The sequence below is a fragment of the Streptomyces sp. NPDC006332 genome (assembly GCF_040612855.1).
Taxonomy (GTDB): Bacteria; Actinomycetota; Actinomycetes; order Streptomycetales; family Streptomycetaceae; genus Streptomyces.
Genome location: NZ_JBEXRA010000045.1, coordinates 56,433 through 78,731, shown reverse-complemented (window position 1 = coordinate 78,731; position 22,299 = coordinate 56,433). Strand labels below are relative to the sequence as shown.

Genomic DNA, 22,299 nt, shown 5'->3' with positions numbered 1-22,299 from the left:
GCCCGGCCCACGCCCCGCGTCGGCTCCACGGGGAGGGCAGACCCCGTTCCTGCACCTCACAGAACCCCGGACGAAAGGCCCCGCCCATGGCTACCGACGTCGACTTCTTCCCGATCACGCTGTACCCGCGCGAGACCGCTTGGGACATGCTCGAACTGCCCGACGACGTCACCCCCTTCGTGCGCATCGCCCAAGCCGCTGACGTCGAGCCCGGCGACGTCGTGCTCGGCGACACGTCAATGGGTTACCGCTTCTCCGGTTACCTGTGCTTGCCGTACATCGCCGAACCGGCCGAGCACGACCAGGGTGAATGCTGGGAATGCCGCCACAACATGGCGAACTACCAGCCCGCCAAGCCCGGCCCCAAGGCCCCCAAGTGGGCCGTTGAGAACTACGGCCACGCGCTGGAGTCAGTCGAGTTCGCCCGCCGCCACCTCGACGGAGGTGTCGTCGACCTCACCCCCGGCGCCCATGCGCACGTGTGTGACCTGGTCGTCGTGATCCCCGCAGTGTTCGGGGAAGACGAGCCCGCCGTCGCCGCCTACCAGCAGTACGTCACGGCCGCCCGCGCGGGCGAGAAGTCCGCCTGACCCCTACGCCGGTCCCGGCAAGTACCGACACCAGCCCGACCGCAACGAGGGCCCCGATTTCAGGGGCCCTCGTTTCTGTTGTCCACACGCAGCCACCGGGCACGCGCACCCCTCTCTACCCCAGTTCGCGACGGCCGGCCGCGGTGCTGCCGCCCGGCGCGCAGCGCTCCGCCGGCCCACCGGAGTTGCCGCCGAACTCCCGGCCGGCCCGCGGCCCGGCGCGCGCCGCCGTCCCCCGTGGTTGCTGCCGCCCCTCGCCGCCCCTCGCAGAAGGCAGCAACAGAGGCGACGCGCCCGGCGACCGTGGCGACCGGCGAGCGCCGGGCCGCGATCACGACGACAACTAAAACATTGCATTTCATTGCATCACGAGTGATGAAATGTGTTGACGAAATGCAATGCAATGAATTAGACTGGGATCCTGCACAAGTCACCACGAAGGGGGCACGGGATGGGGCTGCAGGACGAGGGCCGGACGATCCGACGCAGCGACGGCACCGAGGCGCGCAGGCCACTGTGGGACACCGGCTGGGGACCGGAGCGCGCCGCCCGATGCGCGCGCTACGTCGACACCGACCGCCTGCAGTTGCGGGCGCACGGCCGCGCCGCGGTCCGCCTGGACTTCCCCTACGCCGCTGGCCGCGGTCCGCAGCGCGCCGAGGCCGCCCGCACCGTCGCCGCCCGCTTCGACGTGGAGGCCCGCCAGCTCGACCGATCCGGCCGAGCCCTGCGGGTCACCGGCCCCGCTGAGGACGTGGCCCGCTACGCCGCCGCACTCCCCCGCGTCCTCGACCACGCCGAGCAGCTGACCAGCTGGGCCGCCCGCATGTACGGCGAGTGCACCCGCCGCCCCCAGCACACCAACCACTTCGAGGCCCTGGGCACCAGCGAACGGCGAGCCGCCGCCGCCTACTTCCGGGCCCTCGCCTTCCGCCGGATTGTCCAGGTGCTGACCGGACCCCAGCCCGCCACCGTGCCCGAGATCGACCCCGCCCTCCCCCTGTGGGAGCAGGCCGAGACCCTCGCCGGAGTTCTGGGGGAGTACGGATGGGTCGAGATCCGCGACGCCTACGACCCGGCCCTCGCCCTGCAGCTGCTCGACACTGCCGAGCAGATCGAGACGCCGGCCGCGCGCTGGCCGGTCGCCGCCGCGCACGGCGAGCAGCTGGCTCTGTTCGACAATGCCTCCCCCGCCGCGGCCGGGCCGGTCGTCGTCATCCCCTGCTCCGGTCTCAAGCTCGACCACGCTGCCCCTGCTGGGGAGCTCTACGTTGGCAAGCTGCACACGCACGCCCGCCGGACCGCCGACGCCCTCACCGCCCACGGCGGCACGACCCTGGTCTTGAGCGCGCTGCACGGCTTCCTACCGCTGGACCAGGTGATCGAGCCGTACGACCACACGTGGGACGACATCGGCAGCATCACCGTCGAGGAACTGCGCGCCCAGGCCGCCGAGCTGGGACTGACCGCCGCCGACGTCGTGCTGCTCACCCCGGGCAAGTACACCCAGCGCGCCGCCGCCGTCTGGCCCCAGGCCCGCACTCCGCTGGCCCATCTCGCCATCGGCAAGCAGCGCGGCCGGCTGACCGCGATGCGCGAGAACGCCACCCAGTACACGACCGCCGCGTGAGCCGCGACCCGCACCCGCACCCGCCCCCGGATGCGGCACGCTGTCGACCGCAGCGCGCCCGTACCGACCGCACCACCCCGTAGGAGTTCTTGCAGATGACCGAGCAGCCGACCGAGCAGACCGCCGAGGCCACCGTCGAGGAAGCGCCCCGGTGCGCGTTCCCCGAGTGCACCGCCCGGCCGGTCCCCAAGGACCCCAACGCCCCGGGCCGCGCGCCGAAATACTGCTCCAACCCTGATCACAACGCCATGAGTGCCTACCGTGCCAAGCGCGGGAAGACCAGCGCGACCAAGGCCGCACCCGTCGAGGAGCCGTCCGACCGCGTCGTCACCGACGCCGCCCGGACCGCCGGCATCGTGCAGGGCACCGTGCTGCAGAAGGTCGACGAGCTGCAGACGGAGCTCGCGCGGTACGTCGACCTGCTCCAGACCATCAACGACCCGGACGCCGCCGAGGCCGAGGTCGCCTCCGTCGCCGCGGCTGCAGACTCCCAGGTCGCCGAGTGGCGCAAGAAGGCCACCACCGCGAACACCGAGCGGGAAGCCGCCGTGCGCCAGCGCGACCTCGCCCGCGCGGAGACCGAGGAAGCCCAGGAAGCAGCCGACCGGGCCATCGCCGAACTGGAGCAGGAGACCGCCCGGTTCGAAGCGGAGACCGAGCGCATCCGCGCGGACGCCGAGCAGCGCGTCGAGCGACTGAAGGCCGAAGCCGACCAGGCCGTCGACAAGGCGAATGAGGAGGCCGCCGCAGCCGTCAAGCGCGCCCAGGACGAGACAAAGCAGCAGGTCACCACCGCCAAGGAGGAGGCCGACAAGCGCGTCCGCGAAGCCCAGGACAACGCCGGGAAGGCCGAGGTCGCGGCGAAGACCGAGGTCGAGGTGATGAAGAAGACCCTCAAGGCGGTACAGGCCGAGAAGGAACAGGCGGTCACAGCGGCTCAGGACGCAGCGAACGCCGCCGAGGAACGCGCCCGTGAGGCGGACGCCCGCGCCCTGCAGGCCGAGCGGGACGCCGAGACCAGGATCGCCGCGGAGAAGGAGCGCCGGACCGAGCAGGAGAAAGCGCACGCGGCCGAGCTGGGCCGGGCCATCGAGCGGCAGGGCGTGCTGGAAGGTCAGGTTGAGAAGCTCAACGAGACCGTGAACACCACGAAGGACAAGATGCGCGAGGTGCAGACGGAACTGGCCCTCGCCCGGGCCGAGGTCAAGCGCCTCACCACCGCCGGGGGCAAGTGACGATGACTTCCTACGTTTTGCTCGGTACGGCACTGCTGCTCGCGCTGCTCAGTCCGTGGTCCGGTCGCCGCATCCGCCGGCACCGGGCCGAGCAGGACCGGCGGACCGCCGCCGAGCACTACCGCAAACAGCTGCTGGCAGCCACCGACCACGCCATCACCACCGCCGTGCGCGCCCAACTCGCCGAGCCCGTCACCGACCTGCGCATCAGGCCCCCGATGCGCGTCACCATAGGCGACGTCATCGCCCGCGCCAGGGACGACTTCGCCCTGGAGGTCCCCAAGGGCCACGCCGCCGAGATGCTGCGCCACCGCCTGGAGTTTCGCGGCCACGCCCGCTGGCCCGACCTGATTACCGACGCATTCGACGACGAGGAGGACCAGACCCCATGAACATCCGTCAGCTGTTGGCGCCGCCGTACGCCCACGCCCGCCATCCAGCCCGCACCTCCGACACCTTCACCCAGGAAGCGACGACATGACGACCACACCCAGGCGCCGCAGCAACGCCGGAGCCAGCGCCCGCAGCCAGGGCGAGTTACAGCGCGCGGCCGAGCGCGCCGCCCAGCACCGCCGCGCGAAGTGGGCCCTGCCCCTGACCGCAGCAGCCGCCGCCGTCATCGGGTGGGCCGCCGGCACCGTGACCGTGTGGCAGGTCGGCGCCCTGATCGCCGCCGCCGTCCTCGCGTACGGCATCCGCCAGACCTATCGCCACCAGCACAACAGCTGGACATCCGGCGCCGACGGCGAGGAGGCCACGGCCCGGCTGCTCGCGCCCCTCGCCCGGCGCGGATACGCCGTGCTGCACGACCGGGCAATCCCCGGGTCGAAGGCCAACCTCGACCACCTGGTCGCCGGACTGTTCGGCGTGGCCCTAATCGACAGCAAGAACTGGCAGTCGAAGAAGTCCCGCGTCACCATCACCGGCGGGCTGCTGCGCTACGGCCGGTACGACCAGGCCCGGGCCCTGCAGACCGTGGTGTGGGAGGCGGAGCAGGCCGCGCAGGTGCTGGGGGTGCCGGTCCGCCCGATCCTTGCCGTGCACGGGGCGAAGGTCCCCGCGCCTCGCGGACGAACCGAGCTGCACGGCGTCACCGTGATCGAGGCCCGGAAGCTGCGCGGGATGCTGTCCGGACTCCCCGCCCAGCCCGGGTGGGACGCCGCCCGGGTCACCGCCGTGGAGCAGCTGGCCGAGCAGCGCCTGCCCCGGCACAGCGGCTGACCCGAGCACGCCGACAGCATGGGCTTGGGAGGAGACTCCCGAGCCCTTCGCATGTCCCCGTCCGGCTACGAGGCGTCCGGCTGGGCGTGGTCCAGGCAGAGGTCGAGGAGCACGGCCAGGTCCTCGCCGGCCGCCCACCGCTGCAGCAGCGCCCGGTCGACGAGCCGCACCCCGTGCCGGGCCGCCCACACCACCCGCTCGCGGGCGAACGTCCCCGAGCTGACCACGAGGAACAGCGGCCGGACCCCCGGCGCGGTAGCAGTCGGCAGTTGCGGAGCGCCGCCCACCGGGCGCAGCGCCGCACGTCCCCCGATCTCCTGCCCTACGTCGTCGATCCGCCGCTCGAAGGCCACGCCGAGCTGGCGCCCGTCGGGCCCGTTGCCGACCAGGTGCACCACCTCCCGGCTGATGCGCACCCCACGAACCTGCGTCCAGCCGTCGCGCAGCAGCAGCCGCCCGACGATCGCCCGGAACCCCCGGTCGTCCGAGGCGTCGACCTCAGCAAGGGAGAAGCACCTCGCCCGCCGCCGGCGCCGCGCCAGCACCGCCCGCCGCCAGCGCACTGCGGACACGACCGCGTAGGCGAGGGCCGCCACCGCGAGCAGCGCCGCCCACCAGCCGATCCGGGACCACAGCCACCCGAGACCGACCAGCGGTAGCCCGATCACGGCCAGGACCGCCGCGACCGCGGGCACGACCTCCCACCACCCCGGCCCCTGCTGCCCGTTCAGCCACCGCTGCAGTTCCTCGCGCTTGCGCCAGGCCCGCCGCGTGCCGACAGGAGACCGGCTCAGCGGCCACACCGCGTTCACCCCCACCACCTCGCCCGCGCTTCGACGTCCCTTGTCATATCTGCCCGCCCCACCCCGCGTACAGCTACACCGCCGCAGATGGAAACGGGAAACGGGCAGACGAGCCCCGCGCTGATAACAAGCCCTTCGGGCACCGGTCGCCCAAATTTGGGTGGCTCACGGCAGGCCGTGCGCGGGCGCCGATCCCGGCCAATGTGGGTAACTCGGTTGTCGCGAAGGGGTTGGGTAACTAAGTTGTCAGCATGGGAAGTGACTTCTACACCGACGCGTTCGCCGCCGACGTCGCCCGACTGCGCGACCCCGCGTGGGCCGAGCCGAACCGCGAGCAGACCGCGAGGATCCGCGCCCGGCTCGACGCCCTCGCCGACGAACTGGCCGACCAGCTCTCCACCCGCGTCCGGGACCTCCCGGCCGCCGCTCCCGAGGACGCGCACCTGGTCGTGCGCGACGCCGGCGACTGGCACCTCGCCCGCCTCCGCGCACTGCGCGAGATCCGCACCGTCGCCGAGCAGCTGGCCGACCGCACCGTGGCCGCCGCCGGCACGCGCGGCGCGGGCTACCCGCAGCTGGGCGATGCCTGGGCCATCACCCGCCAGGGCGCCCGCAAGAAGTGGCCGGACGCCGTCAGCGCCATGTCCGAGCCCCCGACCGGCCAGCAGCCCCGCGTCACCATCAACGCGTTCGGTGGCACGGCCGACGTGTCGTGGCACGGCAGCGAGGGCGGCTGGTGGTGGATCGGCCAGGGAGCCGACGGCACCCCGGGCGAGGCCGGAGAGGACACCACGTACGACACCAAGGAGGAGGCCGCCGCGATGGCGGGCGCCTTCCTGCAGCAACACGCCGCCCCGGAGCCCACTCCTTCGGGGGGTATGTGATGCACCTCACGCCGCCGTGTCCGGACTGCTCGACCGCTACGGAGCGGATCGAGGTCGAGGGCGAGGAGGTCTGGCGCTGCACGGCGCCCGACTGCACCCGGCGCACCTACGGCACCGGCGACCCGGACGCCGACGACGCCCTGCCGCCCTACACCGAGACCGACGCGGACGGCGCGGTGTTCGTCCACCACGGCACCGGCGAGGTCGACATCGAGGCGACCGCCGAGCTGGCCGCCCAGGACGGCCCCGACGAGGACGACCCGGCCGACGAGGAGCAGCCCGCGCCGGCCGACGGAGCCCCGCACCCCGCGAGCACCCCGGGCGTGGGGCACGGCCCCGGGACACAGGGGTGGGGAACCAGCCCCACGGGACGGGGACGCCGCCCCGGCACGGAGCGCGCCCCGGGCACCACCGGCACCCCCACGGCGATCACGGACAGCGACGGCGGGGCGGGAGCCGAGCCCCAGCGTCCCCAGCCCGGAGTGGGGCACGGCCCGGCGCCCCAGCGCCCCGCCCCGTCCCCACGAGGGCACCGATGAGGCCGCCGGGCGGGGAAGCGACCCCCGGGTCCGGTGCCGCCGTTCCCCGCCCGGCGGGTGGGGAAGACCCCACCGTTTCCGACGGCCCCGGCCCCGGTCGTGGGGAACGGGAGGCAAGCGCGGACCCCACCGCGACTGGGGAAGGGGTGCCCTGGGCGGCACTGCTCGCCGACGGGGAAACCGTCGCCCGGTACCGCGCCCACGTCCTGCGGCGCGGCCCGGACGAGTGCTGGTGGTGGACCGGCGGGCTGACCGACACCGCGCACGGCACGTTCCGCGCGGTGTCCCTCCCGGGCCGCACCCGGCGCGGCACTGTGCCCGCCCACCTGTTCGGCTACCGCCTCGCCCACGGACCCGATTCCCTGCCCGCCGGACTGGTGGTCAGGCATACCTGCGACGAGCCGCCGTGCCAGAACCCGGCGCACTGGCTGGCCGGTACGAGGGGCGACAACAACCGCGACGCCGCGAGTCGTCGCAGGTTGGCGGGCCATGCACTGGCCGACGTGCGCGGCGCGGTGGGGCGGGCGCGGGCGGTCCAGGCCGCCATCGCCGCCGCCCGGCCCGAGGAGCTGGACGCTGCCATCGCCGCCGCGCTGACCGCCGGCAACCCCTCCGGCGCGCACCAGGACGCGCTCTTCTAGGACGGCCCCGACCGGCCCCGGCCCCGGACCGACAGGTCCGGGGCCGGTCCGCGTTCACGGGCGGGGAAGACGCCCCGCCGACCGTCCCCGGGGCACATCGCGTGCGGCGCGTGGGAAGGCAAGGGCACCCGGGGCGTCCCCACCGGACGTGCCCCGCCGCGGCGCCCGAGGGCGGGGAACGGTCCCCGCCCCGCACCCCTCGCGTGGGACCGCCGAGCCGGACACTCGTCCCCACCGAGCCCGGGGCACTGCCCGTTCCCGGCAACCCCGTCCCCACCTCCGTGCCCCACGCCGATTCCCCGCCGCGTGCGGCAGGGCGCCCCGTCGTGCCCCAGCGGAGCCCGGCCGACCGCGCTCCGAGCACGCGGTGCGGGTGGGTGGGGTGGGGCACGGCCCCACCGGGTTCGGTTACGCAGTGTCGACCGGGCCCCGGGGAGCCAGCGCCCCGCCGAGCGCGCCGGCCGGGGTGGGGCGCAGCCGCCGCCGCCGCCGATCCCCCGACACTCGGTAACAGTCGACCCCCGCCGGGGAGCCCGGCGGGGGTCGAAGTCGTCGCCGCCGACCGTAGCGCACGGGCGCCGGGCGGGGCCAGTGCCGCCCCTGTTTGGCGCGACGCCAGGCCCGGCGGGCGCTCCCCCAACGCGGGCGCCGGTGACCGGTGCGGGCCGTGCCCGCCGATCGGCACATTTCGCTACAAACCGTGCGCGTCGCCATGACGGCCGAGGCCCCCCGATGCAGGCAGTCCTGCGGCCCGACAGGCCGCAGGACTGACCCTCGTCCGCCGCCGTAGCGACCCAGTTTGACCCTCTGCAGATCCCGGACCTAGGACCCCTTCTCTTCCCTTGATCATCCGTACCACCTAAACACACCGTAATTCCCCTGCTCACTACATCAACCCCCACACCTATGCATCACGACCCAATGGCTGTTGTTGATCTTGAAAACCGCCTACTCTGAGTCCCGATGTTGTCGATCAGTGCAGGCTCAGATCCCGGCTACCTGACCAAGACGGTCGGGGCCGGTACCGAGCATTACTACCTGCGCTCGATCGAGCTGCAGGGGGAGCCGCCCGGCTACTGGACCGGCGACGGCATCCCGGACCTTGGACTGACCGGCGAGGTCGCCAACGACGTCTTCGAGGACCTGTACAGCGACTTCACCGACCCCCGGAAGCGGGACGAGATGTACGCCCGGCTGGCCGCGATCCCGCACCCCGAGGGCAGCGAGGAGTACGCCCAGGCGGAGAAGAAGATCCGCAAGGAGTGCCGTCTCGGCGACGCCCCGCGCAACTACGAGAAGGCGTACGAGAAGCGGCTCGAGAAGAACCTCGCCGCCGCCGAGGCCCGCGCCCCGGGCGGGGTGCTGAGCCCCGAGCAGGTCAAGGCCATCGAGATCAGCACCCGCAAGGAAGCCCCCAGCGCGAAGCTGTACTACGACCTGACGTTCTCCGCCCCGAAGTCCTGGTCGGTGGCGCACGCCGCGCTGCAGGTCAAGGCCGCCGAGGCACGCGACGCCGGGGACCTGGAGAGCGCCGAGAAGTTCAGCCGCCAGGCCGACCAGCTGTGGGACTGCTGGAAGTCGGGCGTGCAGGCCGGCCTGGAGCACATGCAGGACGAAGCCGGATACACCCGCAAGGGCCACCACGGAGCGAGCAAGGACGGCCGCACCAGCGGCGAGTACGTCAAGGCCGACAAGTTCATCGTGGCCGCGTTCGCGCAGCACACGAGCAGGCAGGACGACCCCCAGCTCCACGTCCACGCCGCCGTCCTGAACAAGGTCCGGTGCGTGGACGTCGACCCGGTCACCAGCCAGGAGCGCGAGGTGTGGCGGGCGCTGGACGGCACGGGCCTGTTCCGGCACAAGCAGGCCGCCGGGCACCTCGCCGAGCGCGTCGCCGAGCAGGAACTGGAGCGGGTGCTGGGCTGGCGGGTGCAGATGCGCCCGGACGGCAAGGCCCGCGAGATCGTCGGCGTGGACCAGGACCTGCGGGATTCGTTCAGCAGCCGGCGCACCGCCATCACCGCCGAGGTCGCCGAGGTCGCCAAGGCGTTCGAGGAGAAGTACGGGGCCGCCCCGTCCGCCTACACCCTGGCCCGGATCAGCGAGGACGTCAGCCTCAAGCAGCGCGCGGCCAAGAAGCACGACGCCGTCACGCGCGAGCAGCTGCTGACCCGCTGGGAGGAGTCGAGCAAAGCCCGCTTCCGCGAGTCGCTGGCCGACGTGCCCGAGCGGATCGCCGACGAGTCCGCCATCCACGACCTGCACCGCCCGGCCAAGGCGTTCGACCCCGAGGTCATCCAGCGCCGCGCCATCGCCGCCGTGCAGGAGGCGAAGCCCACCTGGACGCGCCCCGACCTGCTGGTCGAGCTGAACCGTCAGCTCCCCGACACGCTGGGCGGGCTGGAGCGTCAGCAGGTCCGCGACCTGCTCAACCAGCTGGCCGACGATGCGCTCTCCCCGACCGCCGACAACGGCGTGGTGCTCACGAAGGCGCCCGCCCTGGTCGAGATCCCCGCCGAGCTGCAGCGCACCGACGGCACCTTCAAGTACGAGCCGAACCCCGACACCTTCGACCGGTACGCCACCGAGGAGGCCCTGCGCACCGAGGACCGACTGGCCGAGTTCGCGGGCAAGCGCGGGGCACCGACCGTGCCCAGCGAGCTGGTCGAGGAAGTCATCCAGCGCCGCGGGCTCAAGGGCCGCCAGGCCGACTTCGTCCGGGCCGCCGCCACCTCCGGCCGCAAGGTCGACCTGCTGGTCGGCCCGGCCGGCGCGGGCAAGAGCTACACGCTCGCCGCGCTGACCGAGGTGTGGGAGTCGCACGAGGGCCGCAAGGTCATCGGTCTGGCCAGCGGCCAGCGCGCCGCCGAGGTGCTGCGCGACGAGGGCGTGGAGAACGTCGCCAACATCGAGATGATGCTGATTGCCAACCGGTCGATCGCCGAGGGCCGCCCGATCGCCAACGCCGAGAAGTACCGCATCCCGGCGGGCGCCCTGGTCATCGTCGACGAGGCCGGCATGACCGACAACGCCGACATGGACCAGGTCCGGGAGCTCATCGAGGCCGCCGGCGCGAAGTGCGTTCCGGCCGGTGACCACCACCAGCTCACGGCCGTGGGCGCGGGCGGCATCTTCGCCCAGTGGGTCGAGGACGCCCCCGGCGTGCACGTCCTGGACGAGGTCCGCCGCTTCCGCGACACCGACCCGGTCACCGGCGAGAAGACCGTGCGGCAGTGGGAGGCCGACGCCTCCCTCCAGCTGCGCGAGGGCGACAGCGAGGCGCTGGCCGCCTACGAGCTGCACGGCCGGTGGCGCGGCGGGTCCGCCGAGGAGATGACCGAGCGCGCCTACCAGGCATGGCTGACCGACCACCTCGACGGCCGCAACCCGCTGCTCATCGCCCAGGACAACGCCCAGGTGGCCGAGCTGTCCGCCCGGGTGCGCGCCGACCTGGTGCGCGCGGGCAAGGTCCAGGAGGACGGCGTGGTGCTGCGCACCGGGCGCGAGGAGCACGGCATCGAGACCAAGGCCGGTGTCGGCGACCTGATCCAGTTGCGCCGCAACAACCGGAACGTCACGGCCGAGAACGGCAGCTTCGCGGTGAACCGCACCGTGGCCGAGGTCACCGGGATCAGCGACAACGGGGCGCTGATGGTGAAGCTGGAGGACGGCTCCCAGATGCACCTCCCTGCCGCGTACGTGAAGGAGCACGTCGAGCTGGCCTACGCCGCGACCGTCCACGGCGCGCAGGGCCGCACCGTGGGGGTCTGCCACTCCCTGGTCGATCCCGACTCGACCAACCGCGAGGCGCTGTACGTCATGCTCACCCGCGGTGAGGTCGAGAACTTCGGATACGTCATCACCCACCGGGACGGCGACGGTCTAAAGGAGGAGGAGATCCCCCACCACCTCGCCGTGCTGGATTCCACGCTGCAGCGCAGCGGGCTGGAGCTGACCGCGACGAAGACGATCGAGGCCGAGCTGGAGCGCCGCGAGCACCTCGCCGTGCTGGAGCCGGTGTGGTCGGGCGTGAAGGAGCAGGACGCCGAGAAACGCTTCGGCAACGCGCTGCTGCAGGCAATCAGCATCGAGGACTACGAGCGCTGCGCCAGCAGCGAGGCGTTCGGCTCCCTGCTGCGGCTGGCCCGGCACGTCGAGGAGCAGGGATTCGACGCCGAGGACCTGCTGGTGCGCACTGCCCGCTCCCGCGAGCTGGAGACCGCCGACGACGTCGCCAAGGTGCTGCACGACCGGCTGAACAAGGCGTACAACCTGGTCGAGCGCGACCAGGTCCGCGCCGAGGAGGCCGAGCAGCGCGCCGCCCTCGCCGAGCAGGAGCGCAAGGTCGAGGACGCGGTCGAGGCCGGGCAGGCGCCGGTCGACCCGGAGGAGCTGCAGCGACTGGCCGAGGCCGCGCAGCAGAGCGACCCGCACGCCGAGCTGATGAAGCAGACCCTCGCCACCCAGGCCGGGGTCGAGACGCTGCAGGCCGGCCCCGACCCGGAGGCCGTCGAGCGCCAGGAGGCGGAGCTGGCCGCCGCGCTGCGGGCCGCCGAGGAGATGACGGACGCCGACGTCGAGCAGCTGGTCGACGCCCCCGAGCCGGTCGAGCCCGAGGTGCACCCGCACTTCGAGGACCTGATGCGGCAGAACGACGCGTACGCACAGAACGTCGAGGTGCTGCACGCCGGTCAGGACCAGGAGGTCGCCCGGCGCCAGGCCGAGGAACGCGAAGCCCGCTGGGAGGCCATGGACTCCTACGGGGCCCGCACCCCGGACCTGGACGGCGATCTGGGCCGCTTCCTGCAGGAGTGGGCCGTCGAGATGGACGAGCGCACCGAGCGGCTTGGCCAGCGCGTCGCCGAGCAGCAGCCCGCATGGGCCATCGACCGGCTGGGCCCGGTGCCCGAGGACCCGACGGAGCGCGCCGACTGGGAGCGCCGCGCCGGCCGGGTCGAGCGCTACCGCGAGGCCCACGGCTACGACCACGACACCAACGCCATCGGGCAGGCCCCGCCACAGGGTTCGGTCGAGGCCCGCGCCGACTGGGAGCGCGCACGCCGGGCCCTGGGAGTCGACGAGAAGGAAGCCGACATCGCCCGCGCGTCCGACGAGACGCTGCGGCAGATGATCGAGCGTGCCGAGCGCGAGGAAGAGTGGGCGCCGCCGTACGTCGCCGACGACATGCAGAAGGCGTTCACCGCGGCGCGCGACTTCAAGGACCAGGCCGTGCAGATGGAGCTGCACGCCCAGGAGCAGGCGGAGAAGGAGGCCGCCGAGCACGAGGAGCGCGTCACCCAGGCCATGCACGAGGCGCAGACCGCGACCGGCTACAACGAGCACCAGCAGGCCCTCGCCCAGTCGATGGCGCTGCAGCAGGTGCCCACGCTGCAGGCCGAGATCGACCCGAGCGACCTGGTGACGGAGACCCTCGACCGGGCCCAGACCAGCCGGGACATCGCCGAGACGATGGGCGACCGCGCGAGCCGGTACCAGGAGATCCAGCAGGTCCGCGAGGCATGGGTCGAGGAGACCCAGACCGTGCGGGACGAAGCCGACCTCGCCCGCACCGAGCTGGAGCGCCGCGCCCCCGAGCAGCCCGAGGTCGAGGAGCCCGAGACCCCGACGGCCCCCGCCGCTCCGACGGCCCCGACGCAGTCCGTCGAGCAGCAGCTGCTGGAGGCGATGGAGCAGGCCCGCATTGCGCAGGAGATCCTGCAGCAGCGCGCCCAGGAGCGGGAGCAGGAGGCCGAGCGGCAGCAGGAGGCCGAGCGGCAGCAGCCGCAGGCCGAGGAAGTGGAGCGCGAGCGCCGCGACACCGGTCTCGGCGGGTACGGGACGGACTACGAGCGGCTGGGCCATGAGCTGGCCCGAGCCGAGCGCGACGCCACCCCGGAGCCCGCGGCCCCCGAGCCGGAGCCGGTCGCATCCCCCGCTCCGGAGCCCCCGGCGCCGCCCACGCCGGAGATCGACCTCGACGTCGACATGTAGCCGAAGGGCCAGCGGAGCAACCGCTGGCCCTTCCTACGGCCTGCCATCTGTCTGTGCCGCCCGCTACCGTGCCCTTATGGCTGACTACCCGACGATGTGGAACGGGCCGGGCGCCACGCCGCCGGCCGGAGGACCCGCGGCGCAGCAGATGACCCCGCCGCCGCCGGACACGCCGCCCGCCGAGGCACTGGTCGGCAGGCGGACGCTGGCCGAGGTCACCGCGCTGCTCGACAATATCGAGCACGCCGTGCGGACGGGCTACCAGCTGGAAGAGTTCCACGAGGGCGTACGGGCGACCTACCGGTGGGCCGTCGGCCAGGGCCCGAGCCCAATCACGGACCGCGCCGCCGGCATCCCCGACGCCCGGCAGCTGCGGGCCGAGGACGACCAGGCCGAGGCCGCGATGCGAGGCCCCCGCCGCCGGTACGCCAACGGCGTGCAGCACGCGGCGATGTGGCTGCGCGGCGCCACACAGGACCAGCCCTGGGCAGTGTGGGAGACCTGACAAGCCTGCACGCCCACGAGCCCGCCCCCAGCCGGGGGCGGGTTTTCATGTATCAAGCGGGCGTCCGTGATGTGTTGATCTCGGCTGTGCCCATAGGCTCCCGCCATGCTCATCGCGAACATGTCGCCCCGCACTACAGGCAAGACCACCGACACCGGGTGGCTGTCGCACGCCCTGCTGGAGGACGAGGAAAGCTACGAGGTCGAGGGGTACGACGCCGACCACAGTAAGCAGTTTTGGAGCTGGAGCCAGCCGGAGAAGGGGAACTTCGCCTTCCCCGTGCACTTGAAGGCCTCCGCCAAGTTCCATCAAGAGGTCGTGCCGCCGACGGGGAAGCGCATCGCGATGGTGGACTGCGGACACACCGAGAACCACATCTTCATCGCGGACTCTGTGCTCCGCATCGCCGACCTGGTGATCCTGCACATGTCGCCGACCGCCGCCGATTGGGAGCGGATCGTCGAGCCGGAGACCGCCAAGTCGTTCAAAGACATCCTCGCCAGCAGCGCTCCTCTGCGGGCCACCGGCAGGAAGCCCGAGACGTGGGTGCTGCTGAACCGCACCGTGGCGAACGCGTCGTCGACCAGCTACTACCGCGAGGAGATGACCAAGGAGGGATACGACGTGTTCACCACGGTCATCCCGCGCAGCGAGCGCTTCGGCGACTCCATCGGGGCCCCGGTGGAAGGGGCGACCAAGACGGCGTTCGGCGCGCTGGTGACGGAGATGAAGCAGCGCGGGCTGCTGCCCGTTGGCGACCAGGAGGTCCGCCGATGAGTCCCACCCGGCAGGAGATTCGAGCACAGCGCGCCGCCGCGGCCGAGGCACGCCGGCAGGCGGAAAGGCAGACGGAGACGGCCGAGCCCGCCGCCCCAGCCGTCCCTGCCCCGGCCGGAGAGGTCGACCTGTCGCCGCCGAGTGCCGCCCCGGAGCCGTACCGGCCCCAGCCGTTCACGCCGGACCTGATCCCCGAGCCCGTCGAGGTCGAGGTCGACGTCGAGGGCGACCTGACGCCCCAGGAAGTCGACGAGCTGGGGCACTGCGAAGCCGCGTTCGCCAACGGCAACCGGGCCGAGTGGATGAAGTGGAAGGCCGCGCACGCCGTTCGCTCCCGGCGCCTGCACCGCCACGGTGGGCGGACGTGGCCGGACTACTGCCAGGACCGGTTCGGGGAGTCGGAGTCGGAGGTCAACCGGCGCATTCAGCAGTGGCCCCTGCTCAAGGCCATCACCGAGCAGCAGGACCGGCCCCGCGCCATCCCCGACTCTCACGTCCACCGGCTACTTCCGATGGTCAAGCAGCACGGCCAGGAGGTGACCGCCCGCGCGTACGTCGCGCTGCGGGGGTGGGCCGCAGAGCGCCGTCACCGCGTCACGGCCGACGTGGTCGACGGCCTGGTCGAGCTGGCGCGGGCCGCCGAGCCACCGGCGCTGACGACCTCGAACACTTTCCAGCGAGCCATCGAGGCGAAGCCGAAGCCCAAGCCGACGCGGTCGAGGAAGAAGGAAGCGGTCCCGGCGGGTGTCGAGACCGCCGCCCAGGAGCAGAGCAGCCCCGAGACCGGAGGTCACCCAAATTTGGGTGACTCGACCGGCGAGGTCCCGGCCGGCGACGAGTCGGTGGTCGATGCGGAGATCGTGGACGATCCGCCCCCGCACCGGGCGATCGAGACCCGCGACCTGCTGCAGGGGCTGCTGGCCAGGATCGAGTCGGGCGCCCTGCACGACGCGCCGACCGAGGCGTTGAAGGACATCAGCACCGCGGCCCTGTCCATTGCGGACGCGGCCGACGAGATCCTCAAGGGCCGGTAGGGCGAGCCCCGGGCAACGCGGAGGGGGAGTCACCCAAATTTGGGTGACTCCCCCTCCGCGTGGTGGCTGCTGCAGCTCAGTCAGCTTCCTCCGGCGCCGGGCGCCGGGCGATGTCCTTCTCCACGGCCGCCAGGAAGCCCGGTTCGGCGAAGTCCTCTTCGGTGAACGGCGGCGCCGGCGGGTTCGGGTTGTCCTCCGTGGGCACGATCGGCACCGGCACCGGGTGCTTGGGGTTCTTGAGGTCGTCGCGCGGCATCCCGCACTTCTTCAGTTCCTCCCGCAGGACCTTCTCGACGTGCGGCCACCACCTCGCGTGCCACTCCGAGACCCGGGTGGGCGGTGCCCCCTTCGTGTACGACCAGTACCAGTTCGCGCACAGGGAGGTCAGCTCGATGCGCAGCCGCGGGTGCTTGTACCAGCAGGGCTTCCACACCTCTTGGGCGTAGAACGGCCACAGCTTGTTCTGGCACCACTCCGTGAGCCAGTCCCACAGGATCCGGGCCTGCTCCTGGTCGAGGTCGTCCATCCAGTTCGGCGTGGTGCCGGGCCAGCCGGGCGCTTCCTCTTCCTCCGGGTCCGCCTGGATCTGCCGGACGGCCTCGACGACGGCCGCCAGCGTCTCCTTGAGCTGGCCCACCTTCGTGTCCAGCCCGTCGAGCGCCTCGCCGAGCTTCTGATCCTCCAGCTCCGCGAGGCGGGTGCGCACGGCCGACAGGTCACCCGTCAGCCGCAGCAGCATCTCCATCGGGTCGAGCTTCATCTCCGCCATCACAGGCCGCCCAGGTCGTCGTCAGCGTCCTCGAACCCGGCGTACGGGTCCGTGCTGGCCGCCGCGTCGTCAGTGCCGGTCTTGCGCAGCGGCACCGCCGCCTGCACGGCCCCGGGCTGCTCCTGCGGCTCAGCCTGCGGCGGCACCTGCTCCAGGTGCCGGGTCGGTGCGAAGTCCGGCTGCTCCGGGATCACCGGCGGGTGCTCCGGCATCGGAGGTACCGGCGGGACGACCTCGCCGCGCACGACCTGCAGGTGGTCACGCGGGCCGGGCAGCGGGCCGGACGCCCAGCCGCTGCCCGCCGGGTCCGCCGTCCACGGGCTGGTGTCACCGGTAGCAGCCGACGGCGCCCACGGGCTGGCAGGCTCCGGCGGGGCCCACAGGTCTCCCGGGTCCTCGACCAGCGGAGCCGCGACGGGCGTGGTGTCCGCGGGCACCGTGGAGCCCTTGCGCTTGCGTGCCTTGAGCTGCGCCTTCGCGTCCCGCTTCTCCTGCTTCTCTACGGCCTTGACGTCCTTGCGGTCCCACACGGCGACGTAGCGGACGACGACCGGGCCGCCGATGTTGCGGCGCAGCACCAGGATCTCGCCCGGTTCCAGGTTCATGATGTCCGCAGGGGTCATGGTGTCGACCTCGACCCAGGTGTACGAGGAAGACTGGCGCATGGTGCCGTCCGGGCCCGGGGAGTTCGATTGCGACTCCCGCTTCTGCTTGTGCCGACCGCACAGCTCCGACAGGCCCTTGAGGTCCTCTTCGTCGGCCAGGCCGCCGAGCACGAGCTTGACCATGTTGGTCCAGATCGTCTTCGCTGCTTCCCGGCCGTAGCGCTCCCGTATCTGCGAGCGCGACTGGAACACCGCGTGGATGGCGATGCCCAGGCCGCGACTGTCCGAGGTCCACTTCTCCAGCGGCACGGAGCAGATCAGCGCTGCTTCGTCGAGGATTAGCGACCAGGGCGCGTCCAGCCGTCCGCCGCGCTGCAGCGGCGCCAGTTCCCGGGCTGCTTCGTAGATCTCACCCGTGAGGCAGCTGAACAGCGGGCCGATGCCGCCCCGGCCGGTGTCCCGGCCCAGCAGATACAGGGTGTCCTGCGACTGCAGGTAGCCGCGGATGTCGAAGAGGCCGTCGCCCATGTGCGCGTTCTCGATGACCTTCTGGACCTGCGGGGTGTCGAGGAACATGAACGTTTTGGACAGCGTCCCGAAGACGTTCTCACCCGTGGTCGGCTTGCCCTCGACCTTCTGCACCTGGAGCAGGTCGTCCCTCCAGCCGCGCGGGGCGACCGGCCGGGTCGGGTCGTAGGGGTCGGGGTGCTCGTACTTCGCCAGGATGTCGATGGCTTCGTGGTTGCGGAAGCTCTTGGACCAGCGGGCCACGTCCAGCAGGGTCAGGCCCTCAGCGTCGGCCGCCCACAAGAACGCCTTGAGCACCGAGTAGCTGGCCGTCTCCCAGAAGTTGCGGTTCTCCACGCCACGGGTGGCGTCAGAGCCGTCGAGCAGGTAGTTGGCGCGTCGCATCGCCCGCTCGACGCCGCGCTCTGGGTCGGAGCAGCCGATCACCGGGTCCCAGGCCACGTTCGAGTCCCGGCCGCCGATGGCCTGCGGGTTCCAAATCAGGATGCGGCCGACCCGGGCCCGGAGCTTCTCCGTCAGATCGACGATGTCCACCTTCACCGACGTCGCCAGGACCGCGCCGGGTGCGTCGATGATCCAGTTGGCCAGCTTCGCCGTCTTGCCCGCGCCGGGCGGGGCGACCATCACGGAGCTGTCCTCGATCGCCATGTACAGGTGCAGGCCCGTCTTCCGATCCTTGCCCAGGTAGGTGCCGACCGCGTTGGTGTCCACCTTCCGCGCCGGCACCCTCGCCAGGCTGGGGCGCAGCACGTTGCGCTTCTTGACCAGCTGGGGGGCGCCGAGCGCCTCGCGCAGCTTGCTCTTGGGGGCGAACCCGTCGGTCTCGCGGGTGAAGTCGAACTCGCCCTTGAGCAACATGTACCCGGCGCCGACGAGGCCGACTGTCATAGCCGTCGCCAGCAGCGGCTGTGCCTCGAACGCCGTGCCTCCGGCGTCGAGCAAGCCCCCGAAGATGGTGCCGAGCATCCCGCCGGGATCAGTGTCCTGTGTCGTCGTCTCGGCGGCGAGCAGGGTGGCGGGGACAGTCAGGGCCGTCAGCCGCACGGTGGGCCGGTGGAAGACCGGACACGGGGTGAACAGCGTGTTGTTGAGCGCGTCGCCCTCGACGGGCTTCCAGCCCTCTTTCGGCTTCCCGGCCGCCAGGACGGCGGTGTCCGACGCCTCAGGGGCGGGCTGGTTGGTCGAGTCGGTCAGGATGCTGGCCTTACTGTTGTCGTTCACGAAGGTCCTTTCCTTCGGGGCCCCGGGGGTGCTGTAGCCGCCAAGCTCTTCATGCACCACCGGGGCCACTCCTGTCTGTATACGTCGCTGCACTGACAAGTACGGCATGGATTTCACCGATCGTTGCGGTCCTGTCGCGCACAGCTGCGCGGCTTCCCGTCTGGCGGGAGGACCTGGGCAGATTGCCCGCCAGGGGATAGATTCCGCCGACTCCCCCGCTCACTCGTCGTCGTCTTCGTCGTCGGCCAGCCGTTGGCCCGGCACTTCGGGCTGGTTCTCCCGGGCGATGGCCCGCAGGTGCCGGCGGATCGAGTCCGCCTTCACCGAGACGTGCGGCTCGATCAGGACCGCCTGCTCCCGCTGGGACAGCTCCCGCTGCTCCGGGGTCAGCTTCTTCTCCAGCGCCGCGCGGATCTGCTCGCGGGTCGCCTTCTGGTCTTCGTCGACCGTGGCCTGCACCCGGGCACTGCCCGGAACCCGCGCCGGCACCGCCTGCTGCACCTTCTCCAGCGCGGTCAGCTGGCCCTGCAGCCGCACCAGTTCCCGCCGGGCTTCCTCCGTCGCGTTCCGCGCTTCGTCGGCTTCCTTGAGCGCGTTGGTGGCCTCCGTCTCGAACCGCGCCCTCTCCGCCTGCAGGGTCTCCAGCCGGACCGTCAGCGCCTGCTGCTCCCCTTCGAGGCGCAGCGCCTTCTCGCTGGCTTCCCGGGCCTGCTTCTGTACCTGCTCGTAGGCGGTGGTGAGCCTGCCGCGCTCTTCCTGCAGCCCGATCACCTGGCCCTTGAGCGCGTTCAGTTCCTCAGCGGTCTTCTGGTAGAGCTGGGCCGCCGTGGCGTCGCTGGACTCCAGCCGCGTCCGCTCCTCCCGCAGGGCCTTGAGGCGCTTCTCCTCCGCCTCCCGTTCGGCCGCCGCCTTCTGCTGGGACTCCTCAGCCTGCTTGCGGGTCTCCTCCAGCACCTTCTCCACAGCCGCCAGCTGCTCCGCGGCTTCCGCGACCGCCTGCTCGGCGTTATGCCGGATCTCCTCCGCCTCCGCAGCCTTCTGGTCGGCTTCCTGCGCCCGCTTGCGGGACTTCACGAAGTCGGCGTTCGCCGCGATGTTCAGCTCTTCCAGCAGCTCCATGGCGGTGCTGTCGGGGCCGTAGTCCAGCAGGGCGACGTCGTCGGCACGGGTCAGCCAGGCCATCCGCTGCATGAGCTGCAGGCCCTGCTCCGGGTCCTGAGTGTCCGCCAGCTCCAGTGCAGTCTGTGCCTTGGGCCGGATCTTCTTCTCCAGCGCCCGGTTCAGCGCGTCGAGGCGCTTCTGCTCCTCCGAGACCTTGCCCCGGCCGCGCACCACAACGGTGCCGCCGACGGCCGCCTCCAGCTTCTTCTTCTCCTTGAGCGCCTTGCGCAGTTCGTACGAGGCGTCCGCAGCGTCCCGGGCGCGGGCCCGGCGGACCATCTCGTCGGCACGGTCGTTCACGTCCAGGCCGGCCACGCGGAAGCACCACGCCCACAGCCGCCGCCAGAGCAGCGCAGCGAGCCGGAACGGGCCAGGCTTGGTGCCCTGCTGCTGCGGCTTCTCTTCCGCTTCCTTGCCAGCCAACGCACGACGCAGGTCCAGCTCGATGACCCAGGCCGCGCCGATCGGCATGAGCGCCATGAAAGGCGCCGCGATGGCGTTGGGTGCGTGCGCGATGTTGGCGATGGCAGAGGCCGCGACGAAGCCCCAGGCCGTGGCCTGCAGTAGCCGCAGCTGCGGGGTCCAGCCCTTGTTCGGGTCCGCCGACTTGTACATCAGCGCGAACAGCCGCAGTTCCAGCACATCGAACATCGAGACGAAGCCGATGGCGAAGAACATGGGCAGGTCGAGCGTCCCGGTGGCGAAGCCCCACAGGCCGTACAGGCTGACCGCGATGCCGCCGAGGAGGGGCTTGGGGTCCATCCGCAGCGGTTCCGCCGGCGCGGGCTGGCCCTGTTCCTTCGCCAGCGCGAGGACCTCGCGGCGGTGCTGCTCCCGCTCCGTCTTGCGGCTGCTGAGCCGGGACAGCGTCAGGAAGCCGACGACCAGCACGGTGATGAGCACGGCGCCGCCGATCACGGCCAGCGCCCAGGTGGGGGTGTCGTTAACGAGCCGTTCGGCCGCTCCCCGCCAGTCGATGGGCTTGGTGGCTGCTGAGGTCACTGACCCTCCCCCGGGTCCCCTTCGGCGCCGGCGGACAGCAGCTCACGCTCCCGCTCCAGCAGCTGCTCGAACCGTCCGAGCATGTTCGTGCGCAGGTCGTCCTCCGTGTCGCCGACCAGCAGCTCCGGGTGCCGGATCACCAGGTCGACGGCCACGCGGATCACGGTGTTCTCAGTGAGCCGCTCTGTCTTCTGCGACCGGGACAGCATCAGCTCCCGCGCGATGGTGGACAGCTCGCTGTGCTGGTCCTCGCGCAGCGGCACCCACTTGGGCCGCTCTTCGGACTGCACGGCCTTGCGCTTCGCCGAGTTGCCCGCCATTTGTGGTCCCCCTTGGGGTCGTGGAGTCATGGACTCCAAGAGGTTATGGGTCCACGGGTTCGGCACTGCGCGCCGTACCGGGGATCGTTCGCGGACCGGTGCGAGTCCCATCCGTCACTCCCTTCGTTCGGTGTCGAGATCAACCTAACTACAAAACTCCAAGAGTTCAAGGGTCTTGAAGTTCAAAGGTCTGGGGGTTATGTTGGTTCTGCAAGCGAGAGAGGGCCAGGGCTTGCAGGCCCTGACCCTCTCTCCGGCCAGCGGTTGCAGCCGCCGGCCAACCCCGGACAGGCGCAGCGAACGCCTCCCGGGTTTGGGACACCCCTGACTTGGAGGGATCTCCGTGCGTAATTCTCTCAGCCTCATCCCCGGTGCCGAGGTCACGGTCGACGACTTCCCGGCCCTGCGCCTGTCGCCCGAGGGCATCCGCGCCCTGCCGGTCGTCACCGGCCCGCGCCTCGCGGTCGTCGGGCGGATCGGCCCGAAGTGCCGCGACTGCCGCGACTTCGAGAGCGTCGTCACCCGCAACGGTGTCGTCACCTGCGACAACCCGGTGCACGCCGAGACCAAGCCGCAGCTGCCCATGCGCCCGACCCCGCACGAGCGGGACGGCCGGCAGGACTCCCCGGAGCCCGCGCGCCCGCACTCGCGCACCGCGCTGCTGGTCGGCTGACCGTCGTGCGCGCCGTGATCGGCACCACCGCCGTCATCCAGGACCCCGCCGCCAGCGAGGCGCTGCGCCGCGCTCAGGAGGCCGCCGAGGCCGCCCAGCGCGCCGCCGCCGAGCGGGCCGCCCGCCAGGGCAACGGCTGACCACTCCCCACCTCGACCCGGGCGGATGAG

Annotated in this window: 19 protein-coding genes; 14 read left to right on the top strand and 5 right to left on the bottom strand. The window is 71.9% G+C overall.

What is annotated here, in order from left to right:
- Positions 1-86 precede the first annotated feature (86 nt).
- The 5 genes from ABZ027_RS32105 (at position 87) to ABZ027_RS32085 (ending at position 4,676) form a co-directional block, all read left to right on the top strand.
- Positions 87-590, top strand: a complete 504-nt coding sequence (locus ABZ027_RS32105) for a hypothetical protein (RefSeq protein ID WP_356774439.1) — start codon at positions 87-89, stop codon at positions 588-590.
- A gap of 451 nt (positions 591-1,041) precedes the next feature.
- Positions 1,042-2,220: a DUF6884 domain-containing protein gene (locus ABZ027_RS32100; RefSeq protein ID WP_356774437.1), complete on the top strand. Its 1,179-nt coding sequence runs from the start codon at positions 1,042-1,044 to the stop codon at positions 2,218-2,220.
- 95 nt (positions 2,221-2,315) lie between these two features.
- On the top strand, positions 2,316-3,455 hold the full coding sequence (locus ABZ027_RS32095) for a hypothetical protein (RefSeq protein ID WP_356774435.1): 1,140 nt from the start codon (positions 2,316-2,318) through the stop codon (positions 3,453-3,455).
- 2 nt (positions 3,456-3,457) lie between these two features.
- Complete coding sequence (locus ABZ027_RS32090) at positions 3,458-3,847, top strand: hypothetical protein (RefSeq protein ID WP_356774433.1); 390 nt, start codon at positions 3,458-3,460, stop codon at positions 3,845-3,847.
- 85 nt (positions 3,848-3,932) lie between these two features.
- A complete protein-coding gene (locus ABZ027_RS32085; RefSeq protein ID WP_356774431.1) occupies positions 3,933-4,676 on the top strand; it encodes a nuclease-related domain-containing protein in 744 nt (247 codons plus the stop codon).
- Between the two features lie 65 nt (positions 4,677-4,741).
- Here ABZ027_RS32085 and ABZ027_RS32080 read toward each other — a convergent pair whose 3' ends face one another.
- A complete protein-coding gene (locus tag ABZ027_RS32080; RefSeq protein ID WP_356774429.1) occupies positions 4,742-5,488 on the bottom strand; it encodes a hypothetical protein in 747 nt (248 codons plus the stop codon).
- 242 nt (positions 5,489-5,730) lie between these two features.
- Here ABZ027_RS32080 and ABZ027_RS32075 point away from each other — a divergent pair, with 242 nt between their 5' ends.
- The 7 genes from ABZ027_RS32075 (at position 5,731) to ABZ027_RS32045 (ending at position 15,850) form a co-directional block, all read left to right on the top strand.
- On the top strand, positions 5,731-6,363 hold the full coding sequence (locus ABZ027_RS32075; protein ID WP_356774427.1) for a hypothetical protein: 633 nt from the start codon (positions 5,731-5,733) through the stop codon (positions 6,361-6,363).
- Complete coding sequence (locus ABZ027_RS32070) at positions 6,363-6,902, top strand: hypothetical protein (protein ID WP_356774425.1); 540 nt, start codon at positions 6,363-6,365, stop codon at positions 6,900-6,902. The genes ABZ027_RS32075 and ABZ027_RS32070 overlap by 1 nt, the downstream gene beginning before the upstream one ends.
- Before the next feature lie 146 nt (positions 6,903-7,048).
- Complete coding sequence (locus ABZ027_RS32065; protein ID WP_356774423.1) at positions 7,049-7,543, top strand: HNH endonuclease; 495 nt, start codon at positions 7,049-7,051, stop codon at positions 7,541-7,543.
- Between the two features lie 963 nt (positions 7,544-8,506).
- Positions 8,507-13,534, top strand: a complete 5,028-nt coding sequence (gene mobF / locus ABZ027_RS32060) for a MobF family relaxase (RefSeq protein WP_356774421.1) — start codon at positions 8,507-8,509, stop codon at positions 13,532-13,534.
- Positions 13,535-13,610: 76 nt separating this feature from the next.
- Positions 13,611-14,039 carry a hypothetical protein gene (locus ABZ027_RS32055; protein ID WP_356774419.1) on the top strand — a complete coding sequence of 143 codons (429 nt, stop codon included), beginning with the start codon at positions 13,611-13,613 and terminating at the stop codon, positions 14,037-14,039.
- Between the two features lie 105 nt (positions 14,040-14,144).
- Complete coding sequence (locus ABZ027_RS32050) at positions 14,145-14,816, top strand: plasmid partition protein (RefSeq protein ID WP_356774417.1); 672 nt, start codon at positions 14,145-14,147, stop codon at positions 14,814-14,816.
- A complete protein-coding gene (locus tag ABZ027_RS32045) occupies positions 14,813-15,850 on the top strand; it encodes a hypothetical protein (RefSeq protein WP_356774415.1) in 1,038 nt (345 codons plus the stop codon). Before ABZ027_RS32050 ends, ABZ027_RS32045 begins: the two co-directional genes overlap by 4 nt.
- 76 nt (positions 15,851-15,926) lie before the next feature.
- On the opposite strand, the gene ABZ027_RS32040 is transcribed toward ABZ027_RS32045, so the two are convergent.
- The 4 genes from ABZ027_RS32040 to ABZ027_RS32025 all read right to left on the bottom strand — a co-directional run bounded on the left by ABZ027_RS32040 (position 15,927) and on the right by ABZ027_RS32025 (position 21,456).
- Positions 15,927-16,610: a hypothetical protein gene (locus ABZ027_RS32040; protein WP_356774413.1), complete on the bottom strand. Its 684-nt coding sequence runs from the start codon at positions 16,608-16,610 to the stop codon at positions 15,927-15,929.
- A gap of 8 nt (positions 16,611-16,618) precedes the next feature.
- A complete protein-coding gene (locus ABZ027_RS32035; protein ID WP_356774411.1) occupies positions 16,619-18,973 on the bottom strand; it encodes a TraM recognition domain-containing protein in 2,355 nt (784 codons plus the stop codon).
- A 219-nt stretch (positions 18,974-19,192) separates the two neighbouring features.
- The gene (locus ABZ027_RS32030; RefSeq protein ID WP_356774409.1) at positions 19,193-21,136 is read right to left on the bottom strand and encodes a hypothetical protein; all 1,944 of its coding nucleotides are present in this window, start codon (positions 21,134-21,136) and stop codon (positions 19,193-19,195) included.
- Positions 21,133-21,456 carry a chromosome segregation ATPase gene (locus ABZ027_RS32025; RefSeq protein WP_356774407.1) on the bottom strand — a complete coding sequence of 108 codons (324 nt, stop codon included), beginning with the start codon at positions 21,454-21,456 and terminating at the stop codon, positions 21,133-21,135. Before ABZ027_RS32025 ends, ABZ027_RS32030 begins: the two co-directional genes overlap by 4 nt.
- A gap of 343 nt (positions 21,457-21,799) precedes the next feature.
- On the opposite strand from ABZ027_RS32025, the gene ABZ027_RS32020 reads away from it, so the two are divergent.
- Positions 21,800-22,129, top strand: a complete 330-nt coding sequence (locus ABZ027_RS32020) for a hypothetical protein (RefSeq protein ID WP_356774405.1) — start codon at positions 21,800-21,802, stop codon at positions 22,127-22,129.
- Positions 22,130-22,134: 5 nt separating this feature from the next.
- Positions 22,135-22,269: a hypothetical protein gene (locus tag ABZ027_RS32015; protein WP_356774403.1), complete on the top strand. Its 135-nt coding sequence runs from the start codon at positions 22,135-22,137 to the stop codon at positions 22,267-22,269.
- Positions 22,270-22,299 lie beyond the last annotated feature (30 nt).